General features: G+C 42.5%; 22 protein-coding genes, 1 tRNA gene, 1 other RNA gene and 1 pseudogene. 14 read left to right on the top strand and 11 right to left on the bottom strand.

Annotated features, from left to right (window positions below):
- Positions 1-196: 196 nt before the first annotated feature.
- From tkt to QS795_RS03405, 6 genes are all read right to left on the bottom strand, one after another.
- Positions 197-2,191, bottom strand: a complete 1,995-nt coding sequence (tkt, locus tag QS795_RS03430; protein WP_154604462.1) for a transketolase — start codon at positions 2,189-2,191, stop codon at positions 197-199.
- A 470-nt stretch (positions 2,192-2,661) separates the two neighbouring features.
- On the bottom strand, positions 2,662-3,897 hold the full coding sequence (locus tag QS795_RS03425; protein WP_286272617.1) for a beta-barrel domain-containing protein: 1,236 nt from the start codon (positions 3,895-3,897) through the stop codon (positions 2,662-2,664).
- A 1-nt stretch (position 3,898) separates the two neighbouring features.
- Entirely contained in the window at positions 3,899-6,115 is a 2,217-nt protein-coding gene (locus QS795_RS03420) for a type I secretion system permease/ATPase (RefSeq protein ID WP_286272619.1), read from the bottom strand.
- 3 nt (positions 6,116-6,118) lie between these two features.
- Positions 6,119-7,378, bottom strand: coding sequence for a TolC family protein (locus QS795_RS03415; protein ID WP_286272620.1), 1,260 nt, complete (start codon positions 7,376-7,378; stop codon positions 6,119-6,121).
- Between the two features lie 82 nt (positions 7,379-7,460).
- A complete protein-coding gene (locus QS795_RS03410; RefSeq protein ID WP_318626865.1) occupies positions 7,461-7,928 on the bottom strand; it encodes a hypothetical protein in 468 nt (155 codons plus the stop codon).
- Positions 7,929-7,952: 24 nt separating this feature from the next.
- Positions 7,953-9,121, bottom strand: a protein-coding gene (locus tag QS795_RS03405) for an IS3 family transposase (RefSeq protein ID WP_166685554.1) whose coding sequence is annotated in 2 segments (ribosomal slippage) — positions 7,953-8,872 and positions 8,872-9,121 — 1,170 coding nt in all. Because the reading frame shifts where the segments join, the coding sequence is not laid out codon by codon here.
- Positions 9,122-9,194: 73 nt separating this feature from the next.
- Here QS795_RS03405 and QS795_RS03400 point away from each other — a divergent pair.
- From QS795_RS03400 to QS795_RS03365, 8 genes and pseudogenes are all read left to right on the top strand, one after another.
- Positions 9,195-9,875 (top strand): annotated as a pseudogene (locus QS795_RS03400) (GTPase family protein); the annotation flags it as partial.
- 91 nt (positions 9,876-9,966) lie between these two features.
- Entirely contained in the window at positions 9,967-10,392 is a 426-nt protein-coding gene (locus QS795_RS03395) for an antirestriction protein (protein ID WP_286272162.1), read from the top strand.
- A gap of 240 nt (positions 10,393-10,632) precedes the next feature.
- Positions 10,633-11,067, top strand: a complete 435-nt coding sequence (locus tag QS795_RS03390) for an antirestriction protein (RefSeq protein WP_286272160.1) — start codon at positions 10,633-10,635, stop codon at positions 11,065-11,067.
- 101 nt (positions 11,068-11,168) lie between these two features.
- The gene (locus QS795_RS03385) at positions 11,169-12,005 is read left to right on the top strand and encodes a DUF932 domain-containing protein (RefSeq protein WP_286272159.1); all 837 of its coding nucleotides are present in this window, start codon (positions 11,169-11,171) and stop codon (positions 12,003-12,005) included.
- A 627-nt stretch (positions 12,006-12,632) separates the two neighbouring features.
- On the top strand, positions 12,633-13,367 hold the full coding sequence (locus QS795_RS03380; RefSeq protein ID WP_164528439.1) for an outer membrane protein: 735 nt from the start codon (positions 12,633-12,635) through the stop codon (positions 13,365-13,367).
- A gap of 142 nt (positions 13,368-13,509) precedes the next feature.
- Entirely contained in the window at positions 13,510-14,373 is an 864-nt protein-coding gene (locus QS795_RS03375) for a hypothetical protein (protein WP_164528438.1), read from the top strand.
- A complete protein-coding gene (locus QS795_RS03370; protein ID WP_036967295.1) occupies positions 14,366-14,758 on the top strand; it encodes a hypothetical protein in 393 nt (130 codons plus the stop codon). The genes QS795_RS03375 and QS795_RS03370 overlap by 8 nt, the downstream gene beginning before the upstream one ends.
- On the top strand, positions 14,755-15,117 hold the full coding sequence (locus QS795_RS03365; RefSeq protein ID WP_140187803.1) for a hypothetical protein: 363 nt from the start codon (positions 14,755-14,757) through the stop codon (positions 15,115-15,117). Before QS795_RS03370 ends, QS795_RS03365 begins: the two co-directional genes overlap by 4 nt.
- 207 nt (positions 15,118-15,324) lie before the next feature.
- Here the strand turns inward: QS795_RS03365 and QS795_RS03360 are convergent.
- Together QS795_RS03360 and dnaQ are read right to left on the bottom strand one after the other, a co-directional pair.
- A tRNA-Asp gene (locus tag QS795_RS03360) sits at positions 15,325-15,401 on the bottom strand.
- A 122-nt stretch (positions 15,402-15,523) separates the two neighbouring features.
- Positions 15,524-16,285 (bottom strand): DNA polymerase III subunit epsilon, encoded by a 762-nt coding sequence (gene dnaQ / locus QS795_RS03355; RefSeq protein WP_286272153.1) that lies wholly within the window; start codon positions 16,283-16,285, stop codon positions 15,524-15,526.
- A 54-nt stretch (positions 16,286-16,339) separates the two neighbouring features.
- Here dnaQ and rnhA point away from each other — a divergent pair, with 54 nt between their 5' ends.
- A complete protein-coding gene (gene rnhA / locus QS795_RS03350) occupies positions 16,340-16,810 on the top strand; it encodes a ribonuclease HI (protein ID WP_286272151.1) in 471 nt (156 codons plus the stop codon).
- Between the two features lie 12 nt (positions 16,811-16,822).
- Here the strand turns inward: rnhA and QS795_RS03345 are convergent, their stop codons facing one another.
- Entirely contained in the window at positions 16,823-17,548 is a 726-nt protein-coding gene (locus tag QS795_RS03345) for a class I SAM-dependent methyltransferase (protein ID WP_154602720.1), read from the bottom strand.
- Between the two features lie 34 nt (positions 17,549-17,582).
- Here QS795_RS03345 and gloB point away from each other — a divergent pair, with 34 nt between their 5' ends.
- From gloB to QS795_RS03325, 4 genes are all read left to right on the top strand, one after another.
- The gene (gloB, locus tag QS795_RS03340; RefSeq protein ID WP_154602721.1) at positions 17,583-18,335 is read left to right on the top strand and encodes a hydroxyacylglutathione hydrolase; all 753 of its coding nucleotides are present in this window, start codon (positions 17,583-17,585) and stop codon (positions 18,333-18,335) included.
- 82 nt (positions 18,336-18,417) lie between these two features.
- On the top strand, positions 18,418-19,797 hold the full coding sequence (gene mltD, locus QS795_RS03335) for a murein transglycosylase D (protein WP_286272148.1): 1,380 nt from the start codon (positions 18,418-18,420) through the stop codon (positions 19,795-19,797).
- 526 nt (positions 19,798-20,323) lie between these two features.
- Positions 20,324-20,737 (top strand): Hha toxicity modulator TomB, encoded by a 414-nt coding sequence (gene tomB / locus QS795_RS03330; protein WP_286272147.1) that lies wholly within the window; start codon positions 20,324-20,326, stop codon positions 20,735-20,737.
- A 27-nt stretch (positions 20,738-20,764) separates the two neighbouring features.
- Complete coding sequence (locus QS795_RS03325) at positions 20,765-20,968, top strand: HHA domain-containing protein (protein ID WP_004905417.1); 204 nt, start codon at positions 20,765-20,767, stop codon at positions 20,966-20,968.
- 370 nt (positions 20,969-21,338) lie between these two features.
- On the opposite strand, the gene ffs is transcribed toward QS795_RS03325, so the two are convergent.
- Together ffs and QS795_RS03315 are read right to left on the bottom strand one after the other, a co-directional pair.
- An RNA gene (ffs, locus tag QS795_RS03320) (signal recognition particle sRNA small type) lies at positions 21,339-21,435 on the bottom strand.
- A 180-nt stretch (positions 21,436-21,615) separates the two neighbouring features.
- Positions 21,616-22,074, bottom strand: coding sequence for a YbaY family lipoprotein (locus QS795_RS03315; protein WP_154602724.1), 459 nt, complete (start codon positions 22,072-22,074; stop codon positions 21,616-21,618).
- A 238-nt stretch (positions 22,075-22,312) separates the two neighbouring features.
- Between QS795_RS03315 and tesB the strand changes: the two genes are divergently transcribed.
- Positions 22,313-23,179, top strand: a complete 867-nt coding sequence (gene tesB / locus QS795_RS03310) for an acyl-CoA thioesterase II (RefSeq protein ID WP_286272146.1) — start codon at positions 22,313-22,315, stop codon at positions 23,177-23,179.
- Positions 23,180-23,198: the final 19 nt, after the last annotated feature.

The raw sequence follows: 23,198 nt of genomic DNA, 5'->3' as shown, positions 1-23,198 counted from the left end.
CAACTGAAACGGTTCAGCTTATTGAGTTTTAGATTAAGGGATATATTTAGAGAACGCAATAGAAAAACAAGAAACGGTGCACAAAAAAACAACGCCCCAATACCAAACTTGATATTGAGGCGTAAATTAGATTAATTCACTTTATTTTCAGAGGTGCGGCCGTTTATTCGGAACACACCTCAAGCAATTAAATGAATTATTTCAGCAGAGATTTCGCAGCTTTAACCGCGTTTTCAACCGTAATGCCGAACTCTTTGTACAGCTGATCAGCTGGTGCTGATTCACCGAATGAGTGCATACCGATGATAGCGCCATTCAGGCCAGTGTATTTGAACCAGTAATCTGCGATACCCGCTTCGATAGCCACACGAGCAGTTACGTTTGCAGGCAGAACTGCTTCACGGTAAGCCGCGTCTTGCTTGTCGAATGCATCTGTTGAAGGCATAGAAACCACGCGAACTTTACGACCTTCCGCAGTCAGTTGCTCAGCCGCTTTCACCGCTAATTCAACTTCAGAACCAGTTGCAATAAAGATCAGCTCAGGCGTACCTGCGCAATCTTTCAGGATATAAGCCCCTTTCTCGATATTTGCTAATTGCTCAGCGGTACGAGGTTGCTGTTCCAGGTTTTGACGAGAGAAAATCAGTGCGCTTGGGCCATCTTTACGCTCAATGGCATATTTCCATGCAACTGCAGATTCCACTTGGTCACATGGACGCCATGTGCTCATGTTTGGTGTCACACGCAGGCTTGCCAGTTGTTCTACTGGTTGATGCGTTGGGCCATCTTCACCCAGACCGATAGAGTCATGGGTATAAACGAAGATGCTGCGAATTTTCATCAGCGCTGCCATACGTACCGCGTTACGTGCGTATTCAACGAACATTAAGAATGTTGCGCCGTAAGGGATGAAACCACCGTGAAGAGCGATACCGTTCATGATAGCGGACATACCGAATTCACGAACACCGTAGTGGATGTAGTTACCCGCTTTGTCTTCGTTCAGAGGTTTAGAGCCAGACCACATGGTTAAGTTACTTGGTGCTAAGTCCGCAGAACCGCCCATGAATTCTGGTAACACTTTACCGAATGCTTCTAACGCGTTTTGAGATGCTTTACGGCTTGCGATATTCGCAGGGTTTTGTTGCAGATTTTCAACGAATTTTTTCGCTTCTGCATCAAAGTTCGCTGGCAGTTCACCCGCCATACGACGTTCGAATTCTTTCGCTAATTCTGGATGTGCTTTTGCGTATGCCGCAAATTTTTCATTCCAAGAATGCTGTTTTTCTTTACCGGCTTCGCGCGCATCCCAAGCTTGGTAAATATCTGCTGGGATTTCGAATGGACCGAATTTCCAGCCCAGTGCTTCACGAGTTGCTGCGATTTCAGCATCACCTAAAGGTGCGCCGTGAACCGCTTCGGTGCCTGCTTTGTTTGGTGAACCAAAACCGATAACGGTTTTGCACATAATCAGCGTTGGTTTGTCTGATTGTTTGTGTGCTTCGTTCACTGCAGCGTTGATTTGGTCTGCATCGTGACCATCGATGTCACGGATAACGTGCCAGCCGTAGGCTTCGAAACGTGCTGCGGTATCATCGGTAAACCAGCCTTCAACTTCACCATCGATAGAGATGCCGTTGTCATCGTAGAATGCGACCAGTTTATTTAATTTCAGGGTACCCGCTAATGAACAAACTTCATGGGAGATACCTTCCATCATGCAGCCGTCGCCCATGAACACATAGGTGTGGTGGTCGACAACGTCGTGGCCTGGGCGGTTAAATTGTGCCGCTAAAGTACGTTCTGCAATCGCAAAACCCACTGCGTTTGCAATACCTTGACCTAAAGGACCGGTCGTGGTTTCAACGCCTGGTGTATAACCATATTCTGGGTGACCCGGGGTTTTAGAATGTAATTGACGGAAGTTCTTTAACTCATCAATAGATAAGTCATAACCGGTCAGGTGCAGCAAGCTGTAAATCAGCATTGAACCGTGACCGTTAGACAGTACGAAGCGGTCGCGGTTAGCCCAATGTGGATCTGCTGGGTTATGATTCATATGGTTGCGCCAAAGAACTTCAGCAATATCAGCCATGCCCATTGGTGCGCCAGGGTGCCCTGATTTTGCTTTTTGAACCGCATCCATACTTAGAAAGCGGATAGCATTAGCAAGGGTTTTACGAGTCGTCATTAGTATACTCCAAGTAGGATAGAACGTACTTAAACCAATATTCACAACGCAATAGGGAATCATTGCGGTTTATAGAGTTAGCCTCAATAATTCGAGCCGCAGGTGCATAAAAGCTTATTAGACCTACCCACAACTTGAAGTTTGGCGATGAGACCCTACGAAACTAGCGCAATTTCATCCATACAGCAATTATTTGAAACAATATGACAGCAGACTGCGGATCTTTATCGCAACCGTCAAGCTGAATCCTTTCCATTGCGCAAAATATCCCTTTGAGTTCTTCGTTTTGCGCAATTGCCTAACCTTATTAAACCTGAGTTCACCACTTAGGATCAAGGTGATTTATGCTTCTTGAGTAATTAGCCGCAATATTAGTGATATTTGGCAAATTTTTTACTGGAAAACCCGCACAAAACAACAAGGGCGCTCATCTTTGCGCCCTTGTTTTCACATTGCTTTCTTTATAACGATTAACGTTCTGTCATCGCCTGTTTCATCCGCGTGATAGGCTTAATCAGGTAATCAAAGACGCTTTTCTCACCCGTTTTGATATCCACCGATGCCACCATACCCGGAATGATTTCCATTTTATGGTTATTTTTATCTAACAAATAATTGGTATCCGTTTCGACAAGAATTCGGTAGAACGTCTCATCCGGATTAAGCTTCAATTCACTACGGCGATTATCATTACTCAGCGTGTCAGGGCTGATTAATTTCACCACCCCATTTAAGCCACCATAAATAGCGTAATCATAGGCGGTCACTTTCACCACCACGGGCATTCCCGGTCTTAAAAAAGCCACATCTTGCGGACGAATATAAGCTTCTACCATCAATTTATCATCGAGGGGAATGATCTCAAGGATGTCTTGCCCCGTATTCACCACGCCACCGATAGTATTGATCTTAATATTTTTTACGATGCCGTGAACGGGCGCGCGGATCTCCGAGCGTGTAACTGGGTCTTCACGCATGCTCATGGTCTCTTCCGCTTGATCCAGTTCCGATTCTACTTTCACCAACTCAGCGTTTGCTTCCGCAAGGTAGTTATTCATGCGTTCATTAATTTGCGTCGCTAATTCAACGGACTGTCTTTCCATTCGCAGGATTTCCACATTGGAAACTAACCCTTCTTTCGCCAATGGTTTAGTGATAGCGATTTCTCTGTCCAGTAACCCTTTGCTTTGGCGTAAGCCTGCAATAGCTTGGTCACGCTGCGTTTTTTTCGCGTTATAAGCATTAGTTTCACGCACTACTAATTCTTGATCCGTTATCTTTGAAAAATCAGGAACTTCGTTGCGAGACTCCCCCTGTAAACGTGCTGAAATGGCTTCAAGGTTTTGCACTCGCGCTTGGCTTTCACGCAGTAATGCCATACTGCGCGCATCATCCAGTTTCAGTAAAATTTGCCCTTTCTCAACAATATCCCCCTCTTTGACGTACATCTCTTGGATATTGCCGGGATCGATACTTTGAATAACTTGCTCGCGACTGCTTGGGATAATAGTTCCCTGCCCACGAATGATCTCTTCTAAGTTGCTGTTATAGGCCCAAACGATAAAAATCGTCAGTAACAGCGCCAGAAAGATAATAGGTAAAAACAGTAAGTTACTGCGCTCTTTTCTCATCACGGATTCTAGGTCATGAGAAAAGTCACTGGAAAAAGTGCAATGCTCTTTTGGCGCTTTACCATATTGATCCATTTTAAATCGCCCCTTCTTCTTTATTAATTACGTGTCTAACCTGTGAAACGACTCGCACTTGTGGCGCAGGTTGTGGAGCGGGTTTATCTGTCGTGACTGTGCCAGTGGTTTGCTCCGTTTGTCCTAACGCTTTTAAGACTTTTTGTTTCGGACCATCAAGTAAGATTTTGCCTTCATCCATCACGATAATGCGGTCAACTAAACGTAAAATTGGCAATTTATGGGTGACGACGATCAGCGTTTTGTCTTTCGTCCACGCTTCTAGCGCATCGAGCACCAGTTTTTCGGTATCCACATCAATGCCCGTGGTTGGCTCATCCAGCAACACCACATTTGGGTTGTGCAGGGTTAACTGCGCCAGTGCCACCATCTGTTTTTGTCCGCCTGAAAGCCCTAAACCATCTTCCCCTAGTGGCATATCAAGTCCGGCTGGATGCTGACGAATGATTTTATCGAGCTGGAAGCGCTTGAGTGCACGCACTAAATCGTCATCGCTGGAGTAACCATCAAGACGCGCCAAATCCAAGTTTTCACGCAAAGTTCCGAAGAATAAACGCGGCTTTTGCGTCAACATGCCGACTTTACTTCTGAGGAAAATCGGGTCAATTTGGCGAATATCGAGATCATCTAAGCTGATATTCCCTTGCTGCTGTTCATATAGCCCGGTGAGTAATTTCAGTAATGTACTTTTCCCGCCACCAATTTTGCCGAGGATCGCGACTTTCTCTCCCGCTTTGATCTCTAAGTTAATGTTGTTTAATGCTGGCTGCCCATCTTTATTATATTGGTAAGTCACATTGGCCAGTCGTAATGCTCCATTGACTGAAGTCGGCGAGATGTATTTCTTATGATCTTCACGTTCGATAGGACGGCTAAAGATATTGCGTACGCCGGCTAATGCCATACGCGCTGATTGGAAACGTGTTGCCAGACCCGCGATTTGCCCCAGTGGCGCTAATGCTCGACCCGATAAGATCACACTGGCGATCAGCGCCCCCATCGTAATACGCGAGTTCACATCGTTCGCGTGGATCAGGTAAGTTCCCAAGCACACTAAACCGACGGTATTCAGCTGCTGCATCGCCGCACTGAAATTGACCATAAAGTTGGTAAGATTGCGCACTGCAATGGATGAAAATGCCGTTTTCTCTGTGAGCATTTCCCAGCGCTGTTGCGCCCAATTCACTGCATTATTCAGCTTTAAGGTTTCGATCCCTTCAATGGATTCTACCGCTAAACCTTGGCGTTGAGACGTCTCTTTCATTGACGCATTGATCCCTTTCGCCAGTGGCTTTTGGATCAAAAGACCCGCGATCACCACAATTGGGATAATGGTCAATGGCACCAATGCTAAATAACCACCGATCATGCTGATCACGCCGATAAACAGCAAAATAAACGGCAGATCGACAAGGGCTAATAAGCTTGCGCTGGTCATAAATTCACGAATGGATTCGAAGTCACGCAAATTGTTCGCATACGATCCCGATGAGGCTGGACGCTTATCAAGGCGAATTCCCATCACGCGATGAAATAGCATGGCGCTGATCACGATGTCCGCTTTTTTCCCTGCGATATCTAATAGGTAAGATCGCAGCATTTTAGCGAGAAATTCAAAACCAATGGCCAGCACAACCCCGATGGTCAGTACCCATAAGGTTTCGTAAGCTTGGTTCGGGATTACGCGGTCATACACGTTCATCACATACAGGGAGCTGATTAACGCTAATAAGTTGATCACAAATGATGCGATGATCACTTGGTAGTAATATTTTTTATAGCGCCAAATCACTTTCCAGAAGCCGCTGGTTTCGTATTTATCAATTTCCGAACGGGTTTCTGAGCGAATATTGCGTTTAATAAACCAGCTATAGCCGCTGTAATTCACTGCCAGATCTTGCACGTTCAATGTTTGACGTAAGCCTTCTTTCGTTAAGATCTCAAAATGACGCCCATTTTCACCGTCTTCAATTTTGCTGATCACCACCGATTCATTGTTCGCCAAAAGTGCCAAAAAAGGCGCGGCAATCGTCGGGATCTTATGCAGATCGATTTCAATGATCTGGTTATCAAATTGATGGGAATTCAACACATTCACCAACGAGGCATAATCGAAAGACTTCGACTCAGTACGCTTGGTTTGTGCTAATAAAATTTCCGGTGAAAGGGTATAACCCAAACGCTTGGTAACTAAAGATAGGTTATTAATAATATTCATAATTTATCTGGAAGCCAATTCTTGGTTCATCCATGCAGACATTTTTGCCTGCACACTGAGGTAATTGAGTGTCGCGTCGCGGAAGTCGTTCTGTAAGATAACAGCGCTGGTTTGAATGCTCGCCAGCTCGTTATAGGCATCGAGCAAGTCAATCAAGCTGCGGCGGTTGATGGTGAACTGTTTTTCATAGTTACTGATCACCACTTTTTGCTCTGCGATATACGCCTTCGCAATGTTTCCTTGCTTTTCACTTTGCGCCATATTGATCGCCGCAGATTGGCTCATCTCTTTGATTTCGCGGAATGTCTTTTTAATACGTTCGTTCGCTGCGGACAGGGCGTACTCTTTCTGTGCTTGGCTGTAATAGCTCGCTTGGTCGAAAATATTCCAAGAAACACGTAAGAAAACTTCGCTATTATCTGGCGTCGCATTAACTTCTAAATTCAGTGCTGGCTTTCTCATGGCGCTAGCGACTTTAACTTCGGCATCAAGGCTTTGAGCATCGGCCACTTGGGCTTTGTAACTTGGATTATTTTCTAGATTATCTTCTTGAAATTTAGCTAAAATCGCACCGCTAGTCGTGGCTCTAAATGGGTCAACAAATTGGTCAACGGTTAGCTGGCGCTGAGTCAAAATCGACAATTGGCTCAGTGCTAAATTTAGGTTTCTTTCTGTTTCAGCACGGCTCATTTCTACTTTTAAGGTGCGCGCTTTCACTTGTGTTAATTCACTCATTCGACCGGAGTCATGCTGAACAATCGTGGTCAGTTGCTTTTCAATTTGGTGGTGGCGAACGAGATTTTCATCAATCACATCAAGGGTTTCTTTGTGACGTAAAACCTGCAAATAAAGCTGGCTGATACGCACGCTGATATCTTCTTGAGAAAGAATATATTGGTTTTCATAGTAACTTTGCTTGGACTGTTCGCGGTCGACACCCGCTTCAATTCCGCCCCAAGCATAAATGTTCATAGTCGCTTTGGTACCAAGGTGAAACCCCGATTCCATCTCGTTACTTTCGTACTTGTGTTGCTGCGCAAGAGGCTGGGTTCCCATTAAACTGATGACTGGGTAATGCCCCGCTTCCGCTGCACTCACGTTGCTTTGTGCCGCTTGATAATTGGCATAAGCCTCTTGGACTTCTGGGGCATTATCGAGAGAATCTTTTAATAGGTTTTTTAATTCAACCACATCTGCCACAGCAGAAAGGGAAAGCATCTTCACGAAGAATAACGCTAAGATGCTATTAATTAGAGATTTCATAAAGTTGGCACAAAGTAAATAAAACTGGTGTTGGCGAAATAAAATATTGAGGGCTACCCATGGTAACCCTCAATAATTAGCCTTAAATAATGGCGCTCTGAGTTTCTTGTAATGCATCTAACGATGAATTCATGAAACCAGTAGAGTGACTTGATGTTGCATTGACATCGGTGTCTACTCCATGTAACTCCATTGCACTTTCTGGTGAGAACAACTTCAGCGCTGTTAAATCAGTATCATTTAAGCTGGTGTTGCCAGACTCTTTTAACTTACTGATATCCACTGTAATTGATGACTTACCGTTGGTACCGTCGTTATCGGTTAATGTCAGCGTAAAGGTCTCTTTCTCCATTCCCGTTGGACGTGTAGCCCCCGGACGATAGGTTAAGTGACCGAAGTTTTTCTCGCCTAAAGAGATAGAGAGTAAACCGCCCGCTTCGGTTTTAACGGCTAATTCACCCTGACCAAAATCAACCCACATACTCTTATCAAGGTTATCCGACGTGATTCCCTTGGTTTTTGGATCGTATTTGTAAGTGTGACCATCCACTTCAATGCTGATGGATTGTAGTGGTCAACTAAAATTGGCCACGGTTTTAGAGTTTTTCCGGTATTGGTTTTCTGATTCGTTTGGTGGTAATCCACCGTTATATTCATGCGGCCTGACTTCGCTGTAATACCCGACGATATAATCCGTTATTGCATGGGCTGCTTCACTGAAGCTGATGTAGCCGGTCACCGGCACCCACTCATTTTTCAGACTTCTGAAGAAGCGCTCCATCGGGCTGTTATCCCAGCAGTTACCACGCCTACTCATACTTTGTTTTATCCGGTATCGCCACAGTAACTGTCGGAACTGCCTGCTTGTATAGTGGCTACCCTGATCACTGTGGAACATGAGCCCGGATGGCTTATTTCGTATTTCCCATGCCATTTTCAGCGCTTTGGTTGTCAGTTTGCTGTCCGGAGAAAATGACATTGCCCAGCCCACGGGTTTCCTTGCGAACAGGTCGAGTACAACGGCCAGGTATGCCCAGCGTTTACCGGTCCAGATATACGTTACGTCGCCGCACCATACCTGATTGGGCTCTGTCACTGCGAACTGTCGCTCAAGGTGGTTCGGGATAGCAATGTGTTCATGACCGCCACGTTTATACCGGTGAACAGGCTGCTGACAGCTCACCAGCCCCATCTCCTTCATTAGCCGTCCGGCAAGCCATCGTCCCATCCGGAAGCCCCTGTGTGTTGCCATTACAGCGATACTTCTTGCACCTGCTGAGCCATGACTGAGGCCGTGCAGCTCCTGAACCTGACTACGTAATACGGCTCTCCTGCCGTCCGGATTGTCAGGCCGGTTTTCCCGGTATCTATAGCTGCTGCGGTGAACTCCGAACACGCAGCAAAGAGTGGCCACAGGATAATGCGCTCTGAGTTTCCCGATCACCGAGACCTGTTCAGGGAGTCTGACATCAAGAGCGCGGTAGCCTTTTTTAATATTTCGTTTTCCATTTCAATACGTTGAATTTTTTTCTTCAGCTCACGTATCTCAATTTGTTCCGGCGTGATAGGGGATGCTTTCGGTGTTTTGCCTGCCCGTTCGTCCCGTAATTGCTTTACCCACCGCGTCAAGGTGGAAAGCCCGACATTCATGGCTTTCGCGGCATCTGCAACTGTATAGTTCTGATCCACAACCAGCTGGGCTGATTCACGTCTGAATTCTGCACTGAAATTTCGTTTTTTCATTAAGGCACCTGTGTTGTTCTGAGGTGAGCATATCACCTCTGTTCAGGTGGCCAAATTTATTAAACCACTACACTCCGGCTGCACACGCCAAGCCCAACGCTTCAGCATGACGATGAACAACCATACTCTCACTTTTGTAGATTTACCCGGTGTGGGGGAAAACCTTGAGCGGGATAAAGAGTACCACCAGCTCTATCGCAACTTATTACCAGAACTGGATTTAATCATTTGGGTACTCAAGGCCGATGACCGAGCATGGTCTTCTGATGAACAGTGCTATCGCTTTCTCACGAAGAAATGCGGTTACCAACCTAGTCAATTTCTATTTGTCTTGAATCAAGCCGATAAAATAGAGCCTTGTCGCCAGTGGGATGAATACAAGCATCAACCATCCTCAGAGCAGACCTATAACTTAAAATTAAAGCAACAAGCCGTCATAACCGCCTTTAAGCCACATCATCCAGTGATAACAGTTTCTGCGGTCGAAAACTATCAACTCACTAAATTAGCAGAGCAACTCATACAGGCGTTACCGGCGCAAGCCAGTAGCGGAGTAGCTAGGCAACTGAACACCTCTTACCGGACGCAATCGGTGGAGAACACCGCACGTAACGATTTTGGGCAATGTGTCAGTGATATTGTGGATACCTTAATCAATATCATTCCCTTGCCACCATTGATAAGAAGTACGGTTAGCACCGTTAAAAACAGTATCGTATCCGTCGCTAAATCCCTGTGGAGAATGTTCTTTTAACCTCTTACATTACCCCATTAATTATCACTCTCAGCGCCAGTCCCGTTAAGGACTGGCGCTTTTTTATTTCTTTTTCTTGGAGTATCAACTGATGAATAATACAACTGAATCCGCTATTGCAATGACACTCGTCCCCAATGAACAACGCCTTGATTTTTGGCTCAACCACTTCGGAAGCGTGAAAGGCTGGAGCACCTTTGAAGTGGTCATCTTTACCACTATGGGACAGTTTTGTGATGACTATCAGGGTGGGTATTGGGAATATTGCACTTTATCTAATGGCGGCGCTTTTATTTATCCCGATTTAAATCAAGAAGAGCTTACGCTGTTCAACCCACATAACGGTAACGAAGCCAACGTCAGTTGCGAAGCGGCAGGCATTGCCGTGTGTTTGATGATGTACAGTTTATGGTCATTTCAAACGGAAAGTGACATCCTCGTCGATCGCTTTTATCAATTGCGTGATTATGCGGCGCAACACCCAGAACGTTCCGCCATTTTCCATCTAATCGATTAACCACGTCCTTATTTACGCCTTCGTATTATCTGATTCATTATAAAAGCATCATCAGACTAACCCATTAATTAACTTACATTTATTTTTATATCTATATTATTTTAGTGAATCAATCATCAGAATGAGTCACTAAAAATGATACTCAATATACCTATCATTTCTAGAAAGCTCTGCACCGCAAGGTGTAGGGCTTTTTTGCTTATTACTGTCTATCAATATCGACTGAATTGGAGTTCTATTATGTTTACTTTACAAGAGCAAGAATCAACGGTTATCAAAACCAACCTCGTCAATTCCCGTGGTCGTAGTACCTTCTGGCGTTTTTACTTTGGTACTGTGCCAGACTGGCAACGTATTGAAGGCGATATCTTTAACATGATGGCGAAGCTTTGTAATCGCTATCAAGGTGCTTTCTGGGAGTTCAGTATGCTGTCTAATGGCGGCGCATTTATCTGGCCTGATATGCTCGAAACCTCCCTGCAAATGTTTAACCCGCATAACGGAAATGAAGCTGAGTTAAGCCCTGAAGCAGCCGGTATTGCTGTCTGTTTACTGGTGTATAGCATCTGGTCATTTAAAACCGAAAGCCCTGTGCTGGTGGAGTATTTTTACCAACTTCGTGACTATGCGATGCAACATCCCGAGCAAGCACAAATCTTTCACCTAATTGACTAAGTTATTGATAACGCTTTAATACAGCGTCCACCAGCTTATCACCTCACTTATTTCCTTTATCTTATTTTAATTTATCAGTGTTATCACTGAGGAGGCCCCCTATGTCTCGTTTAGCTTCTCGCTTTGGTGCGGCGAATAGCATTCGCCGTGACCGCCCGTTAACTCTCGAAGAGTTATTTCGCACAGTACCCAGTGTGTTCTCTGAAGAAAAGCATGAATCTCGTAGCGAAAAGTACACGTATATTCCTACGATTACCTTATTGGATAGCTTGCAAAAAGAAGGTTTTTATCCGTTCTTTGCATGCCAAACTCGTGTGCGAGATGACAGCCGTCGTGATCATACTAAGCATATGTTACGGCTCCGACGTCATGACCAAATTACGGGTAGCCAAGTGCCTGAAATCATCTTACTTAATAGCCATGATGGTTCAAGCAGTTATCAAATGTTACCGGGCTTTTTTCGCTATGTTTGTCAAAATGGGCTGGTTTGTGGCGATACCTTTGGGGAGGTCAGAGTTCCCCATAAAGGTAATGTCGTCGATAAAGTGATTGAAGGGGCTTACGAAGTGTTAGATACGTTTGATGCTATCGCTGAAAAACGTGAGCAAATGCAGTCCTTACTATTACCGCCACCAGCACAACAGGCCTTGGCGCATGCGGCTTTAACCTATCGCTTTGGTGAGGAACATCAACCAATAACTGAAGCTCAAGTCTTACAACCTCGCCGTTTTGAGGATAAGAAAGACGATCTTTGGACAGTGTACCAACGATTACAGGAAAATTTAATCAAGGGAGGATTATCAGGCAGGACTGCAAAAGGTAAACGCGCTCGCACGCGTTCAGTGAATGGAATTGATGGGGATATTAAGCTTAATAAAGCGTTGTGGGTACTGACAGAACAAATGCATGCTCATTTTGCTGGACGCGAACAACTATAGCCACAGCATACGTTAAATAATTGGATCTTACGGTGAACGCGATGAAATTATCAGAACGGCAGCTAAAAACCTTGAGTAATGTGAAACTCAATTATGGCTCACTCAGCAACAAAAGGACGCTCAACTCGCTGGAGAAAAAAGGCTTAATCCACTGGCATACATTAAACCATTGGCTCTTAACGGAGTTCGGTTTTCATATCTATAACATGAGTAAACGGCGTTGCTTATAAAGCGTTAGCGCTAACATAAAGACTTATCCCGTATTTTGGTACTTGATAATATCGAGCATACCAACCTATTCAAGAAAGGAGAGCATTCTTTAAACATCATTTTATTCCCTTCCATTTTGACTCACTTTCTCATCAACTCTTTTTCTTATTTAAGCACCGAAACAACAGTTGATCGATTACGCCGATCGATAACCGTTTATTGATAGATACGATCGATATTACCGATCGTATTTCAATTATTGATAGGTAAAACAGATCGATTAAGTTAAACTATCTCACGCTAAATTATCTTTATGTCAGTGATATTAAGGTGATTGAGTCAAATCTTTCATGCCTTCCACTGATATAACGCGATTCAACCATACTTAATGTGATATTGATTAAAAGGAAATCAATCATGAAAAAAGCGTTTATTGTTTCCGCCCTGATGGGGTGCATTTCATTACCGGCATTCGCGAATACGGATGACGGTAAAACGGGAATTTATGTCACGGGTAAAATGGGCGCATCCATTGTGCAAATGTCTGGCCAGCAGTTTGTCTACAGCGGCTATGCTGATGCCGGTGATAATGGTACCAAAAATGGAGATAGCCATCGTACTGGCGTATTTGGCGGTGGACTTGCGTTGGGTTATGACTTTTCCAATCAGTTTGATATCCCTGTTCGCGCTGAATTGGAATTTATGGCGCGTGATAAAGTGAATTCAACCTACAACATCCGCGACCGTGTGCGTAATGGCGTACATCAAACTCGTGATATTAAAAACCAAATCAAACTCAATACGTTAATGGTCAATGGGTACTACGACATTAAAAATAGCTCAAATTTCACGCCGTATATCTCTGTTGGGCTAGGCTATGCGGCCGTGGATTTTAAAACCACCCGCGCTGATGCTTATACTCCAGGGCTCTCTTTGCATGATACTCACACGCATACCGCCAATAACTTTGCCTGGAGTGTCGGTGCGGGGGTGAACTATGCCCTCAATGACGATTGGGATATGGGGCTGAGTTATCGCTATTTAGATGCCGGAAAAGCCGACATCACGACAGCGGTGGGTGATGGGGAAAATACGTCAAAAATCAAAGTGAAGGCCAACGATATCATGCTTGGTCTGACTTACCGTTTCTAATCTCTGTCATTCAGCCTTAAAGATTACCCTCAACTTACCTAGCCAACATGCCTTTTTGATGTTGGCTATTTTATTGATTAAACAAAAAAATAACCACGGTTAAATTTCAACCACAAAAAAATTGTAATAAAAAGAGGTAAAAATGAATTCAATTAATCATATTCGTTTAGGTGTTGAACGAATTTTTTTCATCATTAGCTTAGTGCTAGTATTCGGTTTTACAGTCATCATCGCCAATCACTATAATATCGACCCATTTATTGGTAAGCCCTTAATGTATCTACTGTATTACCTTATCGCGATGTTAGCTCCACTCTTGATTTCTCAAATATTGTTGTGGATCATTTATGGGTTTATGGGTATCCCTTTCCGTTTAATGCTAACGCGAAAAATTTTGGCATTTGTCTTCGCTTTCATCGCCTCTTTATGTGTTATCTACTTATTGCTCATAGGGATTATTCCTTTTATGGTTTTTGACCATGCTTTAATTTTTATACTTTATGAATACTTTTTTATTTTCCTTCTTTTCGCCTGCCTTATCGGACTGAGCGCTGGCGTTATTGTCTATATCCATACCGTTAAAAATGTATCCCATCCATTTCAATACCCGCATCCTATTTTCCGTTTAATGACATTCTTAGCGCTATACCTTGTCATTATGAATGCCTTAGCGATAGGCATTGGCAACCAAATCAATCTCAATATCATGGTGATTCTAGCGGGTACTATCGCAGGTTATGTGGGGTATTGGGGGTATGGCTTCCTACAACAATACACGGCAACGCGTTCTCGGAAACTCAGGATAACCCTGTCAACAATCATTTCCCTTGTTATCTTAGCGCTACTGGTACTCCTTAACGTTCTATTGCCTAACCGATTAAATATGTTCGGATTATTCCTGCTATTTTTTATCGAACTGGCTATTGCAATCACATTAGGTCGACTCACCTATCAGAAAAACAATCATCAGAAAGACGGTTCAACAATGAGGATAAATCATGACTAAATACGTATTTATTTTCATGGTGTTTTGCCTCAATTTTACCGCGAGCGCCTTTAACACGAATGTATTTGATACCGCCATCGATAAAAGTGGTTTTACACCAATGTGTAATAACCAAGCGATTGCCGATAAGGATTGTCGTGTTGATGATTACCTCGAGGGACGTTATGTCGTCACGAGCACAGTGAATCTGGGCGCTAAATGTGCCTTCGTAATTGCCGAAGTGATTGATAGTCAAACCAACCAACTATTTAGTACATCAACTGGCGATTGTGAAGACGGCCCTCTCGATACCTATTACCGCTTATCCCGTATTAACAAAAAAGTGTGGCTGGATGCTTACAGTCAAGGAAAACACATTGACCATGTGGAGGTTATCTTTCAATGAAAAATCGCACATTAAATAGCCTTCCTTTTGTGGGAATTATCGCAATCGTCACATTGGGGATTTATTTCGGCAAACAACCTAAGCCAGCCTATCGAGATTGTGTTGAGTTCAGCTCATCTCCTGCCAATACGCTTCAGGTTTATGATCAACCCGATAGAGCTTCCAAGTCTATCAACTATCAGCCCACATCAGGAAAAGAACAATTCTGGGTCGCTAAACGAACAGCTGATGAACAATGGGTACAACTCTACCATGCCATAACACTTTTTGATGATTTACCTGAATCAGCTAAACTCGGATGGGTTAGTACCACGAACATAAACACATTGGGGATATTTGAGTGCATGACTAAGAATTAGCACTCATGATAAAATAATAATTGAAGGTGGGTAACCTCACCTTCATTATTGTCCATCTTAATTAGAGTTCACTATATACCTGTATTGCGTCCAATACTCACTAATGCAATTGAAGGAGAACCAAAATAAAATGGCATACTGGATGGCATACCATAATAACCTCAAAAACAAAAACGCCATGCTAATCAATAGCATGGCGTTGCAATATGGCGGAACGGACGGGACTCGAACCCGCGACCCCCTGCGTGACAGGCAGGTATTCTAACCAACTGAACTACCGCTCCGAAGTTCCCTACTGGGAACGGCAAGCATATTACGAATACTTGATATGACAGTCAACTCTTTTTCTTGAAAAATCGTACGGTTGAGCAGTTTTTAGCCTTATTAGATCACAAAACTGTCGCCCTTAATGAAGAGTTTCGTCATCTTGCTCAGTTTGCCGCCATAAACAGGGTTTTCCCCCTTTTTTATCCACGATATCTAAGCGGGCTTCATGCTCTGCAATTTCTTCATCAGAAGCATAAATAATTTTTAATCCACTGACTGGACGCTCAATACGTTGAATTTCATTGGCTTGCTCTGTATTGCTGGATTCAGATTCCATTGAAAATGCAAGAGAGGTCTGCCCCCCTGTCATCGCTAAGTAGACGTCAGAGAGGATCTCAGCATCGAGTAAAGCGCCGTGCAATGTTCGCTTGGAGTTATCGATAAGGTATCTATCACATAAGGCGTCTAAGTTATTACGTTTACCGGGGAAAATCTTGCGAGCTAATACTAAGCTATCGGTAATGCTGCAGAATTCGGAAGTTGGAGGAATGCCTCTGTTGAGCTTACGAAACTCGTAGTCCATAAAACCGATATCGAAGGGCGCATTGTGAATGACGAGTTCTGCACCGCGAATAAATTCGATAAATTCATCGGCTATATCGGCAAATACCGGTTTGTCTTGCAAAAATTCATCACTGATTCCGTGGACTTCAAAAGCTTCTGGGTCAACGAGACGGTCTGGTTTGATGTACACATGGAAATTGCGTCCTGTTAAGCGGCGATTAATCACCTCTACAGCACCAATTTCAATGATATTGTGCCCTTCATAATGAACACCAAGCTTGTTCATACCTGTGGTTTCAGTATCGAGGACAATTTGTCGGGTTATCGCCGTGCTCATAATGTTTTTTTGTGTCAAACTAGAAGTTGATGAATAAGGAAGAGTGTAACAGAAATGACAAAGCAGGTAGACATTTTCACTGATGGGTCTTGTTTAGGTAACCCAGGACCCGGCGGATACGGTATCGTACTTCGTTATCAGCAACATGAGAAAACACTCAGTGATGGTTTTTTCCTCACCACCAATAATCGCATGGAATTACTCGCGGCAATCGTTGCTTTAGAGTCACTTACCCGACCTTGCGATATTATCCTGACCACCGATAGCCAATATGTACGTCAAGGGATCACTCAATGGATCCATAACTGGAAGCGTCGCCAATGGAAAAAAGCGGATAAATCGCCAGTGGTCAATGTGGATCTTTGGAAGCGTCTCGACCAAGCAATTACGCGCCATACTATCGATTGGCGCTGGGTAAAAGGTCATGCGGGGCATGCGGAGAATGAAAAGTGTGATGAATTAGCTCGCGCCGCGGCCAATGCGCCAACAAAAGAAGATACAGGCTACCAGCCTAATCAAGAATAGTCAGGTTCAGACTTAACGAAGTTGCTTCGATTTACTGATTTCTTTCGTTGCACCCAACGCTGTTGAAATTTTCACCTTAGGCTGCTTAAATTTCAGGGGCGTTGGCGTTAATGGATATGTCCGTTTTCTTGCAACAATCACGCTGATCACGCCAATTCCACCACAACGTTTATTGACCCGTTTTTCCGATGAAACCCAAGGAAGCACTTGGCAGTTTCGGTGATATAGCACCTCATAATTGAGCAACCCTAGCCAATCAAATACCCGGAGAGAAGGGAAAAAACGACTACAGTAAGGCTGCTGCTTACGCAAAATAGGCACTAATTTAGCCATTCCTGCTAGGCTAAATGGGTTAAACCCCGATAAAATCAGCCAACCATCATCGATCAATACCCGATCAACTTCCCGCAAGATCCAATGCGGATCATGACTATAGGCAAGTAAATGGGGCATTAAACAGGCATCAATAGTCTTATCCGCAAAAGGCAGAGCTTCGGGATTTGCTGCGACATCAAATACGTGAGGATCTTCACCTAGCGTGAATTGATGAGGGATCATGCACTCTTTAGTGTGGATTTCTGTACTCAAATGACCTAATTTAAGCAGGTGAAAACCAAACATTTTTTGCCACCAAGGCGCTAACTGGGCTTCCAAGGCTTGGCGATAGTGTTCACCAAAAGGAATATCAGACCAACTGGCGGGCATTTGAATCTTTTCTTCAATACGCGCAGGTTTCATAACATTCCCCTTAAAAATCGGATCGAGGTTGATTATGGAGTTAATTCGAGTACCAGCGTTAAATGATAATTACATTTGGCTACTAGCAAACAACCAGCAGTGTATCATCGTTGACCCTGCTGAGTCAGAGCCGGTTCTCTCAATATTAACGGCTAACCAATTGACCCCTGTTGCAATTTTACTCACCCATCATCATAACGACCATACACAGGGTGTGAAAGAAATTATTGCCCAATATCCAAAAATCCCTGTATTTGGCCCCCAAGAAACTTTAGTTAAAGGGGCTACAGAGTTGGTGTGCGATGGAGATTCCGTCACCATTGGTGACTTCAATTTTCAAGTCATCGGTCTCCCTGGTCACACGCTTGGACATATTGGTTTTTACCAAGCTCCTTACCTATTTTGTGGCGATACATTATTTTCAGCCGGTTGTGGGCGGATCTTTGAGGGTACTCCCGCTCAAATGTATCAATCGATTCAAAAAATTGCAGCACTTCCTGATGATACTCTCATCTGCTGTGCGCATGAATATACGCAGTCTAATTTACAATTCGCTCATCATATTTGGCCTGAAAATGAGACAATTACGAATTATTCCGAAAAAGTAAGAACTTTGCGCAATAATCAGCAAGCAACAGTACCTAGCACATTGAAAACTGAGAAAAATATCAACATTTTTTTACAGTGCGAAAACCCTGAATTGCAACAAAAACTGAACATTAATATGACAAATCCATCATTACGAGCAGTTTTTACATTATTACGCCAATTAAAAGATGAATATTGATGTATAATTATTGTCAATAACAGCTAAAGCCAGTATTATCTGGTCAACTTTTAAACATTAAAAACAAAGAAAAACAGAGCTAATGAAGATAATCGCGACCCTCATCGCCATTGTTTTGCTTGCGGGCTGTCAAGGCACTTCCAAAGTCACCGTTAAGCAACCAAAATCTTCAGCCAACCACTCAATTGACACTGTTGCATCCCATAACCAAGCAGCAAGTAGACAGGTTTCCAAAGTCGATCATGACCTTTGGGGTTATATTAGTGGTGAACTGAAGATGGATATTCCCGAAAACGCAACAATTCGGGAAATGGCCAATAGTTACTCCAATAAACAAAGTTTTATCTATGATGTAGCAGTAAGAGCAGAGCCTTACATGTACTTAATTGTAGATGAAATCAATGAGCGTAACTTACCAATGGAATTAGCCTTAATTCCTGTCATTGAAAGTTCATATAATCCTAAAGCCACTTCCCCAGCACAAGCGGCGGGTCTTTGGCAAATCGTTCCCATCACGGCACGTTCATATGGGTTAAAACAGACGCAGTGGGTTGATGAGCGACGCGATGTTGTGACATCCACAAAAGCAGCGTTAGATCTCCTTGAAAATCTGAACATTATGTTTGGTCACGATTGGGAGCTCACACTTGCTGCTTATAACTGCGGTGAAGGTTGCGTACAAAACGCGATTAAAAAGAATGAAGCTGCTGGCTTACCAACAGATTTTTGGTCTCTTCAATTACCTAAAGAAACCAAACAATATGTTCCGAAGATCCTTGCGCTTAGCCAAGTGCTAAGACAACCAGAACGCTATCAAGTCAGATTACCAAAAAGCAATAAGAATAGAGGGTTAACGCAAGTTGATGTGGGACAACAAATCACATTGACTCAAGCTGCTGAATTAACAGGTTTAACGGAAGAATCCATTAAAACCTATAATTCGGGTTATACCCGAGGCGTTACGTCACCAAATGGCCCGCATTATATTATGTTGCCAACCGCAAAAGCTGAGCAGCTAAAAGTTTCACTGACGGATCAAGACGTATTAAATGATGTTCGCAACGCGGTAGCACAAAATCGTTATGCGCAAGCCGCAGCCAGTAACATCCAGACAGCAAAAGCGAGCTCAAAGCAAGCTAAAACCTTTAGTTATAAAGTTCGCAAAGGCGAATCTATCGCAAGTATTGCTAAGAAATTCAATACAACTGCAAAGAACATCCAACAGTTAAATGGGTTAAAAACAGCTAAAGCTAACATCGTTCCAGGACAAACATTAAAAATTTCAGGTACGACACCGACCAGCAATAACCGTAAAGGTGGAACCTACAAAGTCAGAAAAGGCGATACTTATTACAGCATTGCTAAACGTCATGGAATTAAACTTAACGACCTGATGAATTGGAACTCAGGTGTTAAAATGGCAGATTTAAAGCCAGGTGTTACATTGAATTTATATCTTTAAATTAAATATTTCAAAAATCCCCATAAAGGTTAAACCTTAGGGGATTTTATATTAAATAAATTTCAATGATTAGAAATAAACTATTTAATTAGGCTTAATCTCGATATCAATCTCGATCACAATTTTAGTTGTAACATATCGTCTAAATACACTTAATTGTCTAAACCGCACAATATCATTTACATTCTTCATTAGAGTGTGATAGAAAAATAATTAGCCCGATTTTTCCTAGTCCTCTTACGGCTCCCTCCATAAAAAAGTCATTATTGGGTGGTGACTTATGAAATAAAAGTGCTATTATTATTGATGTGGCGAAAGCAATCTGAGCAATCAGTTTATATTTGAATATTACTTTTATATTAGTGACAATCTAAAAACTCTCTCAATTAGTGATAATCTTATATTTATCAATATGCTAACTATGTTTGCTTATATTGAAAACAGATGCTTATATTTAGTTGATATGACATTATTTTTGATACAAAAATACGCAAAGTAAAAGTCAGATTCGCCCATGGAGGTGATTATGGATGAATACTCACCCAAGAAACATGATATAGCCGAATTAAAATATCTGTGTAACAGTTTGAATAGAGACGCAATATCAAGTTTACAAAAAACAAACACCCATTGGATAAATGATCTTAGTTCGCCACAAAGCATCAGTCTCAATGAGCTCGTTGAGCATATTGCAGCTTTTGTCTGGCGATTCAAAATCAAGTATCCAAAAGAAAATCTCGTTATTTCTCTTGTTGAAGAGTATCTTGACGAGACATATAATTTATTTGGCAGCCCAGTAATTACTTTCAGCGAAATCATTGACTGGGAAAGTATGAATCAAAATCTTGTCGCCGTGCTCGATGATGATCTAAAATGCCTGACAAGTAAGACATACAATCACCATTTACCTTTAATTTCACTATCCCATAGTATATTTTAGGTTATCGACACATAAAGAAAGGGCGTTATGACCAAATCCGATTATCTGATGCGTTTAAGAAAATGCACCACTATTGAAACACTTGAGCGCGTCATTGAGAAAAATAAGTATGAGTTATCTGATGATGAATTAGAGTTATTTTACTCTGCAGCAGATCATCGTCTTGCCGAACTCACTATGAATAAACTTTACGATAAAATCCCAGCATCTGTTTGGAAGTTTGTTAGATAAATACTTATTTACGCGCATAGATAGTGAATGGTTATAGCCGGTAATACTTTATCGGCTCAATGAAAATTCCTTATTTATCTTAGTTAGTATTCACCGAATACTGACTGCCTCTTTATATCCTTTTATTTTTGCCTTTCCCTAATCCCAATTAATTTAACATTTCATGCGATAATAGCTATTTCGATATCAATTTAACCATTGTAAATATCAATTAAGAATAGTAATCAATTTCTTATTATTAAAATATATTAAACCAAGCGTGATAATAACAAGAAAGCATAGCCAAAAGACAATAGCTGTTGTTACTGAAAATGTGATTGATGAAAACGAGAATATGAAGATTAAGAGAGGATTTAATATTGGGTGGGAGCCCTGCCAGCGACATCCCGGCACACACGACCCCTGCTATGGCTGCTTCCTTCCGGACCTGACCTAGTTAACAAGTTAGCGTTGCGGGAGAACCAACAGAGCCCCCATTGATTGCTTCTTTCAAAGCACGGGCATTATGCTTGATAGATAGTTAAATAGCAAGAAAGTGGCGGTCAAGTGCTGTTTTATTACACAAAAATCTGAATGGCTATTTAATACAGTTTGGTATGAACAATAAATATTGGCAGGAATTAATACTTACTAATAAGAAGCAACCACTAGTTAGCAGGAACCAGTAGTAAATCAATATTTTCAACCATGCCATTGTTGATCACTTCGGTCGACGATTCTGTAATATAGACTAACTTTCCATCAACGTGTAACGTCGCACTAACCGTGATTTTAGCTTGGTTTCTTATTTCATTTTTGTGGTATGTCAGCTGATACGGAAGCGTCACTTGATTGTTCAAGTTAGTATAGTGCTTTTGAGATAATATCAGCGCTGGTAACTCAACAAATGAGTTATCTACCATGGTAACCGTAATATCCACGTTTTCAGATAATCCTTTATTTTTAGCAATAAGGATATTTCCACTGATCGTACCAATGTCTACCTGCTGATTTTCGCGATTACTTTTCCCTTTCACCCTTTTTTCAGGGGGATTGGCGTTGTTCCCTTCGCAGCCTACTAAGAAAATAAGTATCAACGAACTAATCATGTAGCGATAGAATGTCATTATAATTACCTGTAATATTTTGATTTAATTAGACATTTCAATATGATTATTCTTGATATATTAGAGTTTATCTAAACTTAGAAAATTATATCTAATACAAATTAAATAATGAAATTATATTTCAAATTGTAACCAAAAACGATTGTCAATTAATCCGTACACAAACTGCCTACCTATTTCTGTAGATTAATGGGAAAATAGCTGCATCTGATATTTTTTAACCATCTTCAAGGTAACTATGAGCACAGAATTACAAAACTTAATTAGCCTAATTAAACTCGAAAAAATTGAAGAAGGTATTTTTCGGGGGCAAAGCGAAGATCTTGGTTTGCCGCAAGTTTTTGGTGGGCAAGTTGTTGGACAAGCCATGTATGCAGCGAAACAAACCACACCCGAAGATCGCATCATAACCTCATTTCATAGCTATTTTCTGCGCCCAGGAGACAGCCAAAAACCGATTGTTTACGATGTAGAAATTTTGCGTGATGGTGGCAGCTTTAGTACACGTCGTATTAGCGCCATTCAAAATGGTAAACCGATCTTCTTTATGACCGCCTCATTTCAAGAACAAGAGGACGGGTTTAACCATCAAAATTTAATGCCCGATGTCCCCGCGCCAGAGCAATTGATTTCACAGGATGAAATCATTCAACGCTTCGCAGACCAGCTTCCCGATGCTGTCAAAAAATATGCACTGCGCCCTAATCCTTTCGAGTTTCGCCCGATTCAATTCTATAGCCCGTTTGATAGCGCACCTCAAGAACCATTTCGCTATATTTGGTTTAAAGCGAAAGGAGAGCTTCCCAATACACCAGAGTTACATGACTACTTGCTAGGCTACGCATCGGATTACAATTTCCTTCCCGCTGCATTACAGCCTCATGGCCGCGGCTTTATGGAACGCGATTTACAAGTGGCTACGATTGACCACTCAATGTGGTTCCATCGCCCTTATCGTATTGATGAATGGTTACTGTATGCTATTGAGAGCCCTTCTGCTTCTGGTGGGCGTGGCTTTGTTAAAGGGCAAATTTATAATCAACAAGGGGATTTAGTGGCAACTACGGTACAAGAAGGGGTCATTCGTAAGAGAAAACCTCGATAATTTCCCGATTTATATCAGC

Source organism: Providencia zhijiangensis (genome assembly GCF_030315915.2).
Classification (GTDB): domain Bacteria; phylum Pseudomonadota; class Gammaproteobacteria; order Enterobacterales; family Enterobacteriaceae; genus Providencia; species Providencia zhijiangensis.
This window is presented reverse-complemented; position numbering and strand designations above follow the sequence as displayed.

What these genes read in the sequence shown, in the direction of transcription:
- QS795_RS03365 (WP_140187803.1), top strand. Translation starts at nt 14,755, where the DNA reads ATGAAAAATCGCACATTAAATAGCCTTCCTTTTGTGGGAATTATCGCA.
- QS795_RS03385 (WP_286272159.1), top strand. Translation starts at nt 11,169, where the DNA reads ATGTCTCGTTTAGCTTCTCGCTTTGGTGCGGCGAATAGCATTCGCCGT.
- QS795_RS03420 (WP_286272619.1), bottom strand. Translation starts at nt 6,115, where the DNA reads ATGAATATTATTAATAACCTATCTTTAGTTACCAAGCGTTTGGGTTAT.
- mltD (WP_286272148.1), top strand. Translation starts at nt 18,418, where the DNA reads ATGAAGATAATCGCGACCCTCATCGCCATTGTTTTGCTTGCGGGCTGT.
- rnhA (WP_286272151.1), top strand. Translation starts at nt 16,340, where the DNA reads ATGACAAAGCAGGTAGACATTTTCACTGATGGGTCTTGTTTAGGTAAC.
- QS795_RS03315 (WP_154602724.1), bottom strand. Translation starts at nt 22,074, where the DNA reads ATGACATTCTATCGCTACATGATTAGTTCGTTGATACTTATTTTCTTA.
- QS795_RS03425 (WP_286272617.1), bottom strand. Translation starts at nt 3,897, where the DNA reads ATGGATCAATATGGTAAAGCGCCAAAAGAGCATTGCACTTTTTCCAGT.
- QS795_RS03370 (WP_036967295.1), top strand. Translation starts at nt 14,366, where the DNA reads ATGACTAAATACGTATTTATTTTCATGGTGTTTTGCCTCAATTTTACC.
- QS795_RS03380 (WP_164528439.1), top strand. Translation starts at nt 12,633, where the DNA reads ATGAAAAAAGCGTTTATTGTTTCCGCCCTGATGGGGTGCATTTCATTA.
- QS795_RS03415 (WP_286272620.1), bottom strand. Translation starts at nt 7,378, where the DNA reads ATGAAATCTCTAATTAATAGCATCTTAGCGTTATTCTTCGTGAAGATG.
- QS795_RS03390 (WP_286272160.1), top strand. Translation starts at nt 10,633, where the DNA reads ATGTTTACTTTACAAGAGCAAGAATCAACGGTTATCAAAACCAACCTC.
- QS795_RS03345 (WP_154602720.1), bottom strand. Translation starts at nt 17,548, where the DNA reads ATGAAACCTGCGCGTATTGAAGAAAAGATTCAAATGCCCGCCAGTTGG.
- tomB (WP_286272147.1), top strand. Translation starts at nt 20,324, where the DNA reads ATGGATGAATACTCACCCAAGAAACATGATATAGCCGAATTAAAATAT.
- tkt (WP_154604462.1), bottom strand. Translation starts at nt 2,191, where the DNA reads ATGACGACTCGTAAAACCCTTGCTAATGCTATCCGCTTTCTAAGTATG.
- QS795_RS03395 (WP_286272162.1), top strand. Translation starts at nt 9,967, where the DNA reads ATGAATAATACAACTGAATCCGCTATTGCAATGACACTCGTCCCCAAT.
- QS795_RS03325 (WP_004905417.1), top strand. Translation starts at nt 20,765, where the DNA reads ATGACCAAATCCGATTATCTGATGCGTTTAAGAAAATGCACCACTATT.
- QS795_RS03375 (WP_164528438.1), top strand. Translation starts at nt 13,510, where the DNA reads ATGAATTCAATTAATCATATTCGTTTAGGTGTTGAACGAATTTTTTTC.
- tesB (WP_286272146.1), top strand. Translation starts at nt 22,313, where the DNA reads ATGAGCACAGAATTACAAAACTTAATTAGCCTAATTAAACTCGAAAAA.
- dnaQ (WP_286272153.1), bottom strand. Translation starts at nt 16,285, where the DNA reads ATGAGCACGGCGATAACCCGACAAATTGTCCTCGATACTGAAACCACA.
- gloB (WP_154602721.1), top strand. Translation starts at nt 17,583, where the DNA reads ATGGAGTTAATTCGAGTACCAGCGTTAAATGATAATTACATTTGGCTA.